This window comes from Bradyrhizobium valentinum, assembly GCF_001440405.1.
Taxonomy (GTDB): Bacteria; Pseudomonadota; Alphaproteobacteria; order Rhizobiales; family Xanthobacteraceae; genus Bradyrhizobium; species Bradyrhizobium valentinum.
Genome location: NZ_LLXX01000201.1, coordinates 551 through 13,466 on the forward strand (window position 1 = coordinate 551; position 12,916 = coordinate 13,466).

Consider the following 12,916-nt stretch of genomic DNA (forward strand, 5'->3'; position numbering starts at 1 on the left):
CGGCAGCACCTCCTCGATCCGCTCGCCGCGACGGAACGGCCATCCGCGAATGCTGCGCGGAAAAGTCCAGCCGATGCCGCGATGCCCCGCGAGGTCAGCCGGGGTCTTCGGCTCGCCGAAACGGGCAAGATAGGTCGGCGCGGCCACCACGGCCATGCGGCTCGTCCCGAGCTTGCGCGCGACCAGGCGGGAAGCCCCCAGCGGCCCGACGCGAATCGCCACGTCGGCGCGCTCCTGCATCAGGTCGATGACCGTATCGGTGAGGACGATGTCGAGCGTGATATCGGGATGCTCGACGAGAAAGCGCGGCAGCAGCGGCATCACGTACTGCATGCCGAAGGGGATGTTGCTGTTCACCATCAGATGCCCGCGCGGCGCTGCACCGGAGCCGGCCTCGCGCTCCGCCTCGTTGATCTCGCCGAGGATGCGCAACGAGCGCTGATAGAAGGCCTGGCCTTCCTCGGTAAGTTGGAGCTTGCGCGTGGTCCGGTTCACGAGCCGCGCGCCGAGCCGGGCTTCCAGGCGGGATACCAACTTACTCACGCCGGATGGGGTCATGCGAAAGCTTTTTGCCGCGGCGGTGAACCCGCCGAGGTCGACGACGCGGACGAAGACCTCCATCTCGGCGGAACGGTTGATGTCGAGCCGGCTCATGTTGATTTCACGTCACAAATGATTGGACTACCGGCATCCTAATTCTTCTGCCGCCCTTCCGCTATTTGCGTTGCAGCAACCCTGTCCTGATCCGGAGCAACGCATGCCTGCCGCCGTTCTTGCGCTAACCGCCGGTGCCTTCGGCATCGGCACCACTGAATTCCTCATCATGGGTCTCTTGCTGCAAGTCGCCGACGATATGCAGGTCTCCGTCTCCGCGGCGGGTCTGCTGATCTCCGGCTATGCGTTCGGGGTGTTCGTCGGCGCGCCGATCCTGACGCTGGCGACGCGGCGGATGCCGCGCAAGTCGGTGCTACTCGCTCTGATGGCGATCTTTACCCTCGGCAACGCCGCCTGCGCGCTGGCGCCGGACTACGGGCTGTTGATGGCGGCGCGGATCCTCACCTCTCTTGCCCATGGCACATTCTTCGGCGTCGGTTCGGTGGTTGCTACGAGCCTCGTTGCCGAGGACAAGCGCGCTTCGGCGATTGCCACCATGTTCGTTGGGCTGACGGTGGCTACTCTGCTCGGCGTTCCCTTCGGCGCGTGGTTCGGCCTGATGCTGGGATGGCGCGCCGCGTTCTGGGCGGTGACTGCGATCGGTGTGGTCGCCTTCGCGGTGCTTGTCGTTCTCGTTCCCAATCATGTGGGCGGCAATGAGAAAGCCGTTTCGCTGCGCGAGGAACTGGCGCTGGTCGGCCGTCCGCAAGTCCTGCTCGGCCTCGCCATGACCGTGTTCGGCTTTGCCGGCCTGTTCGTGGTCTTTACCTATGTCCAGCCGATCCTGACGCGACTGACCGGCTTCTCCGAAGCGGCGGTCTCGCCGATTCTTCTCGTGTTCGGGGTCGGCCTGTCGATCGGCAATGTTGCGGGTGGGCGGCTCGCGGACCGCGGTCTCGGACGCGCCCTGATCGGCACGCTTGCGGCGCTTGCGCTTGTGCTCGTCGCGCTTGCGGCGGTGCTGTCGATCAAAGGCCTCGCGGTGGCGTTTATCTTCCTGCTCGGCGCCGCCGCCTTCGCCACTGTGGCGCCGCTGCAGCTTCGCGTGCTTGAAGCTGCCGGCACGGAGGGGCGCACGCTCGCGTCCAGCCTCAACATCGCGGCCTTCAATCTCGGCAATGCGCTCGGCGCCTGGGCCGGCGGGCTAACGATCGATCACGGCCTGGGTCTGGCCGCGCTTCCACTCGTCGCGGCGGCGATCACCGCGGCGGGGCTCCTGCTGGCGCTTTGGAGTGTGCGTCTCGACCGGCCGGTATCTTCCGCTGCGGCGTGCCCGGCGGAATGAAAGCAAAGCAATCAAGAAAGGGAACACATCGATGCAATATCGCAACCTGGGTGCCTCGGGTCTGAAGGTCCCCGTTATCAGTTTCGGCACTGGCACGTTTGTTGGAGAGGGGCCGCTGTTCTCGGCGTGGGGCCGGAGCGGTGCCGAGGAAGCAAGGCGGCTGGTCGACATCTGCCTCGAAGCTGGCGTGAACCTGTTCGACACCGCCGATGTCTATTCGAACGGCGCGTCGGAAGCGATTCTCGGCGCCGCGATCAAAGGGCATCGCGACAGGGTGCTGATCTCTACCAAGACGAGCCTGCCGATGGGTGATGGTCCATTCGACGCGGGCTCATCGCGGCATCGCCTCATTTTGGCGGTGGACGCCGCCTTGCGGCGGCTCGGGACCGACTACATTGACTTGCTGCAGCTCCACGCCTTCGATGCCTTCACGCCGATCGAGGAAGTGCTGTCAACGCTTGATGGGCTCGTCCGTAGCGGCAAGGTGCGCTATGTCGGCGCCTCCAATTTCTCGGGCTGGCAGTTGATGAAGTCGCTCGCCATGGCCGAGCGTCACGGTTGGCCGCGCCATGTGGCGCACCAGGTCTATTATTCGCTCGTCGGCCGCGACTATGAGTGGGAGCTAATGCCGCTCGGCCTCGATCAGGGCGTTGGCGCGCTGGTCTGGAGCCCGCTGGGCTGGGGACGGCTCACCGGCAGGATAAGACGCGGCCAGCCGCTGCCGGCGGGCAGTCGCCTGCGCGAGACGGCGCAGTTCGGTCCGCCTGTCGACGAGGAGCGGCTCTATCGCGTCGTCGACGTCCTGGATACGATCGCGACCGAGACCGGTCGCACCGTGCCGCAGGTCGCGATTGCTTGGCTGCTCACCCGCCCGAGCGTGGCGTCCGTGATCATCGGCGCGCGCGACGAAGCGCAGCTCCGCGACAATCTCGGCGCCATTGGCTGGACGCTGACCGCCGAGCAGATCGCGCTCCTCGACAAGGCGAGCGCGGTGATGCCCTGCTATCCCTATTATCCTTATCGTGTCCAGGAAGGCTTTGCGCGATTGAACCCGCCGCCGGTTTGAGCCGATCGGAAGCGGATGCCGCAGCCCTTGGTGTTTTGCAAAGACCTACGCATCAAATGCGTTCGGCAATGATCGCGAGCGCTTCCGCGCCGCTGACCGGCTGGCCAGCGGCCAAATTCAGGAAATCAGCTGGCTCGCCCGTGATCGCCTTATCGAGCAATACGCGATAGCGGCGCCTCGGAATTTCGACCGCGCCAAAGCTGCGCAGATGCTCGGTGACATATTGGGTGTCGAGCAGCTCAAACCCGCCGACGATCAACCGCGCCACCAGATGCACCAGCGCCACCTTGGAGGCGTCGCGGGCGCGATGAAACATGCTCTCGCCGAAGAAAGCCCGCCCCAGGCTCACGCCATAGAGGCCGCCGACGAGTTCGCTGTCCTGCCAGACCTCGACGCTGTGGCAGTGCCCGAGCTCGTGGAGCCCGACATAGAGATCCCGGATGCGCTTGTTGATCCAGGTGTCGTCGCGGCCCGGCTGCGGCGCCGCGCAGCCCGCGATGACCGCCTTGAAGGCCGTATCGACGGTAACGTTGAACACGTCCGAGCGCACGGTGCGGGCGAGCCGCGAGGCGATGCGGAAGCCGTCGAGCGGGATCACTCCGCGCATTTCCGGCTCGACCCAGAACAGCGTTGGATCGCCGGCGCTCTCGGCCATTGGGAAGATGCCGCAGGCATAGGCCCGCAGCAGCACGTCGGGCGTGATTTCGGAAGCGGCTGACTCGCGCGAGGTCATGGGCTCATGATAGCAGGATGCGCGGGGCGAATGCTACGTCCCGCAATGGTGGCGGTGCAGCCCGATCGCAGGTGAATGAGTGCAGCATGAGCGCAGTATTGATTGTCGTTCCGGTGTTCGCGTTGATCGCAGCCGGCTATGCGGCGGTTGCGCTGCGTTTCATCTCCCCGACGGCGCACAAGGGCATTTCCGAGTTCGCCTTCAGCATTGCCATTCCCGCCCTCCTGTTCCGGATCGTGGTCGTCGCAGAATTTCCCGCCGTCAACGCCTTCGCGGTGTGGGGCGCCTATTATGGGGCAACGGCGGCTATTTGGACGGTCGCGCTTTTGGCGTCATCCGTTCTTCGGCAATCGCGGGCCGACGGCGTGGTCCTCGCGATCGGCTCGATCTACGGCAACGTCGTGATGCTCGGCATTCCCCTGACGTTGTCGGCTCTGGGGAGTCAGGCGGCCGGTTCGATGGCATTGATCCTGTCGGTCAACACGCCGCTGCTTTGGCTTTGCGGCACGCTGCAGATGGCATGGGCTGAGCGGAAGTCTTCCGAGACAGCGCCGCTCCTGGTCCTGCGGGCCGTACGGGAGATCGCGCGCAATCCGATCATGCTCGCGCTCGGCTTCGGCTTCCTTTGGCGCCTTACCGGATGGGGGCTGCATCCCGTTGCGGACAAGACGCTGGAACTGCTGGCGCAGGCGGGGTCGCCGACGGCGCTGATCGCGCTCGGCATCAATCTCTTCGGATTCAGGATCAAGGGCCAGGCGGTCGCGATGGCCGTCATGTGCGCGCTCAAGCTGCTGGCGATGCCAGCCATTGCCGCGATCCTTGCGTTCTACGTCCTGGCGCTGCCGCCGATCTCCGCGGCCGTGGTTGTTCTCTTTGCCGCGATGCCGACCGGTGCTAATGCTTACCTCTTCTCGGCCCAGTACGGACGGCTGACCGAAGCCGTCTCAGGCGCCGTGGCGCTCGGGACGGTTCTGGCGGCGGTGACGTTGCCCGTCGTCGTAGCGTTCGTGGCGGTCGCGCTGCGATAGGCGCTCGACGTCAGTCGCAGCCCTAGTCGTCGTAGCCGAACAGCTTTGCCGGATTGGTCACCAGGATTTTCTTCAGCTCGGCCTCGTCAGGCGCGTAGCGATAGAGCAGTTCGAGCAGGTCGGCATCATTGGGCGGCTGCACCACCGACACCGGGTGTGGCCAGTCGCTCGCCCAGACGCAGCGGTCGGGGGCGGCATCGATATAGGCGCGCGCGATCGGAATGACGTCGTCCCAGGGCGGGCCCTTCTTCGAGGTCTTTTCGCCGAGCGACAGCATCACCCAGAAATTGCCTTTCGACAGAAGCTCCAGCATCTTCTGCAAGTTCGGGTCATCATTGCCGCGCGTCGGGTCAGGGCGGGCCATGTGGTCGATCAGTACCGGCACGTCGAGATTTTCGTATTTGGCGACGCTGGAGACGATGCCATCCTTCTCCGGCTGGATCTTGGCGTACCAGCCGAGTTCGCGAATTCGGGCGATAGCGCGCGCAAAATCCTTGTCCGAAAGCACCGCGCCCAGTTCCTGCCGGAAACTGAAGCGGGCCCCGCGCACGCCGGCGTCATGCAGCTTGGCGAGATAGGCATCATTGGCTTCGGCAAACACCAGCGCGTTGGCGCAGCCGCGATAGTTCGGCCCCATCGCCGCGAGACCATCGAGCACCACGGAATGATCCGCGCCGTAGGTCGTGGTCTGCACGATGATGCCGCGCTCGCTGCCGAGCGCCTTGTGGACGCGCAGCGCGGCCTCCCAGGTCGCGGTTGGCATCTGGTAGGCGGCACCCGGCCGCACCGGATATTTTTCCAGCGGACCCAGCACGTGAAACTGGCTGTCGATACTCTTGGGCGGCGGCAGTTTTGAGGGACGGCGCGGGTTCGGATCGAACGGAAGATAGGTCGGCATCTCGGGTTCCTTGTCTGATCAGCCGATCACGGCGGTGAAATCGCATTGCACAAGCGCGCCGCCGTCCATGTTCATCTGCAGCGCGTGACGGGCGGGGCGCGAATGTTCGTCAGGAAACATTTTCAGCCACTCGGTATTCACCGGCGCGCGCTGGGTGCGGTCCTGCAGCCACACCGTCATCTTGATGATGTCGTCGGTTGTTCCGCCGCCGGCTTCGACGATGGCCTTCATGTGCGCGAACATGTTGGCGCACTGGTCCTCGATACGCTCGGGCATCGCGCCGGTTGCGGGGTCGCGGCCGAGAATGACGCCGGACATCAGGAGGTTGCCGATGCGGCAGGCGTTCGGAATGGGATTGGCGTGCTTGAACTCGCCGATGTGGATGCTCCTGCGCCTTGTCATCTCTGCTCCTCCCGATGCTTCTTGCTCAGACGAACTGACAGGACACCGATCCGAACCGGCCGTAATCGGCATGAAAGGTGTCGCCCCTGGCGATCTCGACCGGGCGCGTAAACGATCCGGCCAGTACCACTTCACCGGCTTCAAGATACTCGCCCTGGGCGGCCAGCCGGTCGGCGAGCCAGGCCACGCCGTTGGCGGGATGGTTGAGAACCCCGGCGGCGATGCCGGTCTCCTCGATCTGGCCGTTGCGAAACAGCAGCGCGCCGATCCAGCGCAGGTCGGTGTCGAGCGGGCGAATGGGCCGGCCGCCGACGACCAGTGCCGCATTGGCGGCATTGTCGGAAATCGTATCCATCACCTTGCGCGGTGCCTTCGTCTCGGGATCGACACGATGCATCCTGGTTTCCAGGATTTCGAGCGCCGGCGTGACGTAATCGGTGGCATTGAGCACGTCGAACAGCGTGCACTCAGGGCCTTTCAGCGGCGTCTTCAGCACGAAGGCCAGTTCGACTTCGATACGGGGAGCGCGGAAGCGGTCGAACGGGATCGCTGACGCGTCGGGGTAGAACATGTCCGCGAACAGCACGCCGTAGTCCGGCTCGGCAATGCCGACGGCGTTTTGCATCGCCTTCGATGTCAGGCCGATCTTGTGTCCCTTGACGACGCGGCCTCGGGAGAGTTGCAGTTTCGTCCAGGCGCGCTGAATGGCGTAGGCGTCCTCGATCGTGAGGTCCTGATATTCACGCGTGAATGCTGGTATTAGCGACTTGCTGCGCTCAGCTTCGTCCAGGCGCTGCGCCAGACGGTCGACGGTTTGTTGATCGAGCATCGGCCTATTGCTCCTCGGCCACGGTGTTGCGAAGGATGCCGATGGCTTTGGATTCCACCTCGACGACGTCGCCGACCTTGAGCCAGCGCGGCGGGGTGAAGCGGGCGCCGGCCCCGGTCGGGGTGCCGGTCGCGATCATGTCGCCGGGTTTCAGCGTGGCAAAGGTGGAGAGGTAGGCGATCAGGAAATCGAACGGGAACATCAGCCGCTCGGTGGAATCGCTCTGGCGCTCTTCACCATTGACGCGGGTGACGATGTCGTGTGGTCCGCGCGGATTGCATTCGTCCGACGTGACGATCCATGGCCCGACGCTGCCCGAGCGATCGAAATTCTTGCCCTGGGTGACATTGAACTTGCCGTGGTGCAGCCAATCGCGAACGCTGCCTTCGTTGCACAGCGTCATGCCGAAGATGTGCTCAAAGGCGCGCTCGCGCGGGATGTGCCTTCCTTCCTTGCCGATCACGATCACAAGCTCGCCCTCGCAATCGAGCTGTTCGGAGATCTTCGGCTTCTCGATCGGCTGGTTGGAGCCGACGACCGAGGAGGGATTGCGGACGAACAGGCTCGGATATTTCGGCAGCTCCGAATTGTCTTTGTACTCGGCGTTGCGGTCTTTGTAGTTGACCCCGATGCACCAGAGCTTTTCCGGATTGGGGATCGGCGGCAGCAGCACAAGATCGTCGAGCGCATGGCTCGGCTTGAGGCCGGCGACCATTTGGCGCGCAACGTCCAGACCGTCCTTGGCGATCAGGGTCCGAAGGTCAGGACATTTCGGTCCGAGCCGTTGGGTGAGGTCGACCACGCCGCCGTCGACTGCCGCGCCGTAGCGCGGCTCTCCTTCCACCAGATAGCTCACCAGTCGCATTGTCGTCCTCTTCGAGAATTCTGCTTCGATCTGCGTCCGGTGTCAGCAAGCTCGCTACGGATTGCTGCCACCGCTAATCGGTCGATTTCGGGGTTTGGAAGACGCCGCGCAGCGTCACGATCTCGCCGAGGCGGGCGTAGCGGGGCCCACCGATGCGGGCGATCGGGTCGAGCGCTTCAGTCTCGACCTTGCCGTTGTTCACGAGACCGTCGCGGATGTGGAACATCACGACCTCGCCGATGATGAGCCGGCTGCGCGCCTCGCCGAATTCGAGACATTGCCGAAACACGCATTCCATCGCGACCGGAGCGGCGGCAAGCCGGGGCACCTTGATGCGCTCGCTGGGACTCGTTTCCAGGTTGAGCTCTTCGACCTCGCTGACTTCGGGCGGATGCTCGACCGAACTGTCATGCACCGCACCCATCAGCGGCGTGTCGGCGATATGGATGACGTACTCCTCGGTGTCGAGAATGTTGTGCGCCGTATCCTTGTAGTCGGGGCCCTTGCGGCCGACGCTGATGGCCAGCATCGGCGGCTTCTGCGAGACGAAGGTGAAGGCGCTGAACGGAGCGAGGTTGAGCACGCCCTTGCGCGACAGGCTCGTCACCCAGGCGATAGGACGCGGTACCACGATGCCGGTCATCAGCCGGTAAATCCGCTCCGCGCCGAGATCGCCGGGATCGATCTGCATGGATCAGTCCGCCCTGATGTTCGCCTTGCGGACGACCGGAATCCACTTGGCGTCCTCGCGTTCGAGGTAGCTCGTGAACTCCGCCGGCGTCATCGATACAGCCTCGGCGCCGAGCGCGTTGAACTTCTCGATGATGGCGGGATCTTTCAGGATCTCCGCGAGGGTATCGTGGAGCTTGGTCACGACCTCGGCCGGCGTGCGCGCGGGCGCGAACAGCCCGGTGAAGGTCTGGCCGTCAAATTCCTTGTAGCCGAGTTCGGTGAAGGTCGGGACATCAGGAAGCCAGGAGGCGCGGCGACTGCCGGTGACGGCGAGGGCGCGCAGCATGCCACTCTTGATGGAAGGCAAACCGACCGAGATCTGGTCCAGGGCAAATTGCACCTGTCCGCCGATCAGGTCGTTGAGAGCAGGCGCGTTGCCGCGGTAGTGCACCGTCAGCCATTGCAGGTTCAGCGTCGACTGCATCAGCTCGCTGAGCAGATGGTTGGTTGTGCCCTGGCCGGGCGAGGCCATCGTCAGCTTGCCGGGATCGCGGCGCGCGAGTTCGAGGAATTCCTTCAGATTCTTGGCCGGCACCGACGGATGCACTTCGAGCACCAGCGGCGTCATCGTGATCGAGGTGATGGGGAGGAAATCCCGCTTCCAGTTGTAGGCGTCGCGCTTGGCGATCTCGGGCGCGAACAGCACCGGGCCGTTGGCGCCGACGAACAGCGCGTAGCCGTCGGGCGGCATTTTCGCGAACGCCTCGCCGGCGATCAGGCCGCCGGCGCCGGCTTTGTTTTCCACGATGAACGGTTGGCCCAATTTCGCCTGCAGCCTGTCGGCAACGACACGCGCGGCGCTGTCGACATTGCCGCCTGCCGGATAGGGGACGATCAGGCGTACCTGCCGCGCCGGCCATTGCTGGGCCTCGGCCGGAGTGCTCAACACTGTTGCTGATAGTACCGATATTGCGACGCCTGCGATCGCGAAAAATTTCATCGCCTTCTCCCGAAAAGCGGCAAATCTGCCGCTACCTTTTGTTTTTGCGCGAGCCCCGTCCCAGCGGCATGCGCCTATATTGTTCCGCGCCGCGATCTTGCGCTCGGCCCTTCCGCTGTCGACCAAATTGTGGTGTTTTTGTCCACATTGTGGACACTGGACAACGCGTATGACAAACGGTCGGTTAAAGGCGCGCGGGCGAGGGCCGCTGCAGGGTGGGCAAGCGATCCGCAGGGCGTTGGCTGTGTTGCGGGCCCTGGCAGTCGGCCGCGAGACAGGTGTATCGCTAGCGGAAGTCGTGCAGGCGACGTCCCTCACACGCCCCACGGTACATCGCATCGTGCATGTCCTGATCGAGGAGGGCATCGTCGAGCGCAGCGACAGAACGGGCAACTACGTCATCGGCCACCAGGTACCTGAACTGGCGCTGGCGCGTCCGTCGCGTTCACCATTGCTGATTGCAGCCGAGCCCCACCTCGCGTCAGCGTCGGCGCAACTCGGCGATACCATCTTTCTCACGGTGCGCACCGGGCTCGATACGCTGTGTGTGGCGCGCCGCATCGGCAGCTATCCAATCCAGGTATTGTCGATCGAGGTTGGTGCGCGGCGGCCGCTGGGTGTCAGCAGCGCGGGGGTAGCGATACTGGCCGCCATGTCTGCGCCGGAGGCGCGAAAAATTGTCCTGGCTAACGAAGCGAGATTTAGGGCCTACCGGACCGATACGCCAACGGTGCTTGGACAGATCCAGCTCGCGCGGCGCCGAGGCTACAATCTGCGTGATGTCGGCCTCGTGCAGGGAACGAAGTCGCTTTCGGCCTGGATACGGACTCCGGACGGCCAGCCCGCCGCCGCGATTACGCTCTCCGCCATGCGAAACAGATTAAATCCACGTCGTACGATCGAGGTGGCCGACGTTCTCGTCGCGGCTGCGCGCGCGATCGAAGCCGCGACGCCAGCTTAACTTGCCGCTGCGTTGGTCGCCTTTGCTGCCGCCGCCGGGGCGCGACGGAAGCGCAGTACGATCCTTGTGCCGTTATGCGCAGGATCACGCTCGGCACTGGCGTCCAGCTTGGCGGCCATCGCGCTCACGATGCGTTGTCCCATGCCGGTCGAGCGTGGGTCGGCCTTGGCGTTGAGACCGACGCCGTCGTCCGCGATCGCGACCACGAGGTCTTCGCCCTCGGGCTTGAGCTCGACGTGAATGGGACCGGCGCCGTCGGGATAGGCGTATTTGACGGCGTTCATCACCAGTTCGTTGACGATGATGCCGATCGCCACCGCGCGGTCCGGGTCGATCTCGATCGGTTCGGCCTTGAGCGTCAGCCGCGACATCCTGTTGCCTTCAGCCGAACGCCGGAGGTCCTCCAACAGGGCTTCGAGATACTGGTTCAGCAACACGCTCTTGAGATCGTGCGACGTATAGAGACGGCGATGGACCTGGGCGACCGCGGCGACGCGGCCCATCGCATTGGTCAGCGCCGCCTTGACGTCCTCCTGGGTCGTCGAATTGGCCTGCAAGTGCAGCAGCGAGGCGATGATCTGCAGGGAGTTGCCGACGCGGTGATTGACTTCGCGCAGCAGCACTTCGCGTTCCGCGGCGAGCGCCGCGTAGCGGTCGCGCGAGGCGTGAACCTCGGCTTCGGCCTCATCGCGGGCTCGCTGAAGCTCGGCCTGCCTGAGCGCACCGTCGATCGCGACCTGCAGCAGCGGAATGAAATCGCCCTGTGTGTCCTTGACCAGATAGTCGGCGGCACCGGCCTTCAGCGCCGTGACCGCGATCGCCGAATCCTGCGCGGCCGTGACGAACACCACGGGCGGGGCATCCGCTATCGCCATGATCCGTTCCAGCGTTTCGAGGCCGTCGAGACCCGGCATGTACTGGTCGAGCGCAACCACATCGATGCCGCCTTGCGCCAGCCGCGCCAACCCTTGCTCGCCGCTCGCAGCGTGAACGACCTTGAAGCCTGCCCGCGTCAGGCCGCGGTCGACCAGCCGGGCCAGCCCGGCGTCGTCGTCGATATACAGCAGTGTCGGCGTCGTGGCTTTCATGTGGCGGCCGGAGGGATCTGAATGACGGAGAAGAACAGACCAAGCTGGCGTATGGCGTTGGCAAAGCTCTCGTAGTTCACGGGCTTGGTAATGTAGACGTTGCACCCGAGGTCGTAACAGCGCTTGATCTCGTGGGAATCGTCGGTCGTCGTCAGCACCACGACCGGCGTGGTCTTGAGATACTTGTTTTCCTTGACCCGCTTCAGAATGTCGATGCCGGTCGTGTCGGGCAAATTGAGATCGAGCAGGATCAGCAACGCGCTGCCCTTGTGATCGACGCCCGATCCGTCCTCGCCGAGCAGGTAGTTCAGGGCGGCTGTACCGCTGGTGAACGGCTTTATCTCATTGTTGACACCGGACCGGCGTATATTCCGCTCGATCAGGCGAGCATGACCCTCGTCGTCCTCGATCATGATGATGGTGACTGGATTACTCATGGCCGTGGGTTCCGGTTAGCAGACCAATTAATGGGCAACGTGATCGTGAACGTGCTGCCCTGGTGAAGTTCCGACGCGACCGACATGGTTCCTCCCAAGCGACGCACCAAGGCGCGAACATGGGCAAGGCCGATGCCTTGTCCCGGCTTGTCCTGGGTTCCCGCGCGACGGAACAGCTCGAAAATGCGCTGATGGTCCTTGGGGTCGATACCACGCCCATTGTCCGACAATTCGAAAATCGCAAAGCCGAGCTTGGTGCGGCCGCGTACCGTGATTTCGCCAGGGACGCCTGTCTTGAGGTATTTGAGCGCATTGTCGATCAGATTGGAGAAGATCTGCTCCAACGCAAGGCGATCGCTGACGATATTCGGCAACGCGTCAATCCGGATCTCGGCCTGGGCTTCCGCGGCCTGATGCGCCACGGTCGCCACGATGCCCTCGATCAGTTCCTTGGTATCGATCCACACCGGCTCGAACTCGCGCCGCCCCTCGCGGGTGAGACTGAGGATCGCCGATATCAGCCGATCCATCTTGCCGATCGACGACTTGATGAAGCTGAGTGCCTCGGAGAAGTCTTCCGAGAGCTGTTTGTCGGAGCCCTCGAGTAGGGGCTCGGCGGTATCGGTGGCGTTCTCCGGGGCGGGCGACGCGGCGGACTGCTCGCGGGACAGCGCTGCGATCCGTTTGAAGATGTCGCCGCGCAATTCCTCGAGCTCGCTAGTGAAGCCCATGATGTTCACGAGCGGCGAGCGCAGATCGTGGCTGACGATGTAGGCGAAGCGCTGGATCTCGTCATTGGCTTCGCGCAGGTCCGCGGTACGCTCGTCGATCGTGGCCTCGAGGTTGAGATGACTGTCGCGCAGCCTGGCGTCGGCCTGGTCGCGTGCGTGCGACGAACGGCGGACCATGAAGATCGCGATGCCGGCCAGCACGACCACGAAACCCGAGCCGATGCCGGTGATCGAAGCCGCCAGCGTCTGGCTGCGGTCCGCGTTGGT

15 protein-coding genes are annotated in these 12,916 nt (G+C 64.1%); 4 read left to right on the plus strand and 11 right to left on the minus strand.

The window, feature by feature from the left end; translation table 11 throughout:
• A partial coding sequence (locus CP49_RS35355; RefSeq protein WP_057854735.1) for a LysR family transcriptional regulator occupies window positions 1–654 on the minus strand: 654 nt, incomplete at its 3' end.
• Window positions 655–757: 103 nt separating this feature from the next.
• On the opposite strand from CP49_RS35355, the gene CP49_RS35360 reads away from it, so the two are divergent.
• Both CP49_RS35360 and CP49_RS35365 read left to right on the plus strand, forming a co-directional pair.
• Window positions 758–1,939, plus strand: a complete 1,182-nt coding sequence (locus CP49_RS35360) for an MFS transporter (RefSeq protein ID WP_057854736.1) — start codon at window positions 758–760, stop codon at window positions 1,937–1,939.
• 31 nt (window positions 1,940–1,970) lie between these two features.
• Window positions 1,971–3,005, plus strand: coding sequence for an aldo/keto reductase (locus CP49_RS35365; RefSeq protein WP_057854751.1), 1,035 nt, complete (start codon window positions 1,971–1,973; stop codon window positions 3,003–3,005).
• Window positions 3,006–3,057: 52 nt separating this feature from the next.
• Here the strand turns inward: CP49_RS35365 and aat are convergent, their stop codons facing one another.
• Window positions 3,058–3,738: a leucyl/phenylalanyl-tRNA--protein transferase gene (gene aat / locus CP49_RS35370; RefSeq protein ID WP_057854737.1), complete on the minus strand. Its 681-nt coding sequence runs from the start codon at window positions 3,736–3,738 to the stop codon at window positions 3,058–3,060.
• Window positions 3,739–3,824: 86 nt separating this feature from the next.
• On the opposite strand from aat, the gene CP49_RS35375 reads away from it, so the two are divergent.
• Window positions 3,825–4,766, plus strand: coding sequence for an AEC family transporter (locus CP49_RS35375; RefSeq protein WP_057854738.1), 942 nt, complete (start codon window positions 3,825–3,827; stop codon window positions 4,764–4,766).
• A gap of 22 nt (window positions 4,767–4,788) precedes the next feature.
• Here the strand turns inward: CP49_RS35375 and CP49_RS35380 are convergent, their stop codons facing one another.
• From CP49_RS35380 to CP49_RS35405, 6 genes are all read right to left on the minus strand, one after another.
• Window positions 4,789–5,664 (minus strand): amidohydrolase family protein, encoded by an 876-nt coding sequence (locus CP49_RS35380; RefSeq protein ID WP_057854739.1) that lies wholly within the window; start codon window positions 5,662–5,664, stop codon window positions 4,789–4,791.
• Window positions 5,665–5,682: 18 nt separating this feature from the next.
• Window positions 5,683–6,066: a RidA family protein gene (locus CP49_RS35385; protein ID WP_057854740.1), complete on the minus strand. Its 384-nt coding sequence runs from the start codon at window positions 6,064–6,066 to the stop codon at window positions 5,683–5,685.
• A 25-nt stretch (window positions 6,067–6,091) separates the two neighbouring features.
• Window positions 6,092–6,895, minus strand: coding sequence for a 2-oxo-hept-4-ene-1,7-dioate hydratase (gene hpaH, locus CP49_RS35390; protein WP_057854741.1), 804 nt, complete (start codon window positions 6,893–6,895; stop codon window positions 6,092–6,094).
• Window positions 6,896–6,899: 4 nt separating this feature from the next.
• A complete protein-coding gene (locus CP49_RS35395) occupies window positions 6,900–7,760 on the minus strand; it encodes a fumarylacetoacetate hydrolase family protein (protein ID WP_057854742.1) in 861 nt (286 codons plus the stop codon).
• A gap of 73 nt (window positions 7,761–7,833) precedes the next feature.
• Window positions 7,834–8,451: a flavin reductase family protein gene (locus tag CP49_RS35400; protein WP_057854743.1), complete on the minus strand. Its 618-nt coding sequence runs from the start codon at window positions 8,449–8,451 to the stop codon at window positions 7,834–7,836.
• A gap of 3 nt (window positions 8,452–8,454) precedes the next feature.
• The gene (locus tag CP49_RS35405) at window positions 8,455–9,432 is read right to left on the minus strand and encodes a Bug family tripartite tricarboxylate transporter substrate binding protein (protein ID WP_057854744.1); all 978 of its coding nucleotides are present in this window, start codon (window positions 9,430–9,432) and stop codon (window positions 8,455–8,457) included.
• Window positions 9,433–9,601: 169 nt separating this feature from the next.
• Between CP49_RS35405 and CP49_RS35410 the strand changes: the two genes are divergently transcribed.
• Window positions 9,602–10,393, plus strand: a complete 792-nt coding sequence (locus CP49_RS35410; protein WP_057854745.1) for an IclR family transcriptional regulator — start codon at window positions 9,602–9,604, stop codon at window positions 10,391–10,393.
• On the opposite strand, the gene CP49_RS35415 is transcribed toward CP49_RS35410, so the two are convergent.
• From CP49_RS35415 to CP49_RS48270, 3 genes are all read right to left on the minus strand, one after another.
• The gene (locus tag CP49_RS35415) at window positions 10,390–11,481 is read right to left on the minus strand and encodes a sensor histidine kinase (protein WP_057854746.1); all 1,092 of its coding nucleotides are present in this window, start codon (window positions 11,479–11,481) and stop codon (window positions 10,390–10,392) included. The two genes, CP49_RS35410 and CP49_RS35415, sit on opposite strands and share 4 nt — an antisense overlap.
• Entirely contained in the window at window positions 11,478–11,918 is a 441-nt protein-coding gene (locus CP49_RS35420; RefSeq protein WP_057854747.1) for a response regulator, read from the minus strand. Before CP49_RS35420 ends, CP49_RS35415 begins: the two co-directional genes overlap by 4 nt.
• On the minus strand, window positions 11,915–12,916 hold a 1,002-nt coding region (locus CP49_RS48270; protein WP_245311044.1), incomplete at its 5' end, for a sensor histidine kinase. The genes CP49_RS35420 and CP49_RS48270, both read right to left, overlap by 4 nt.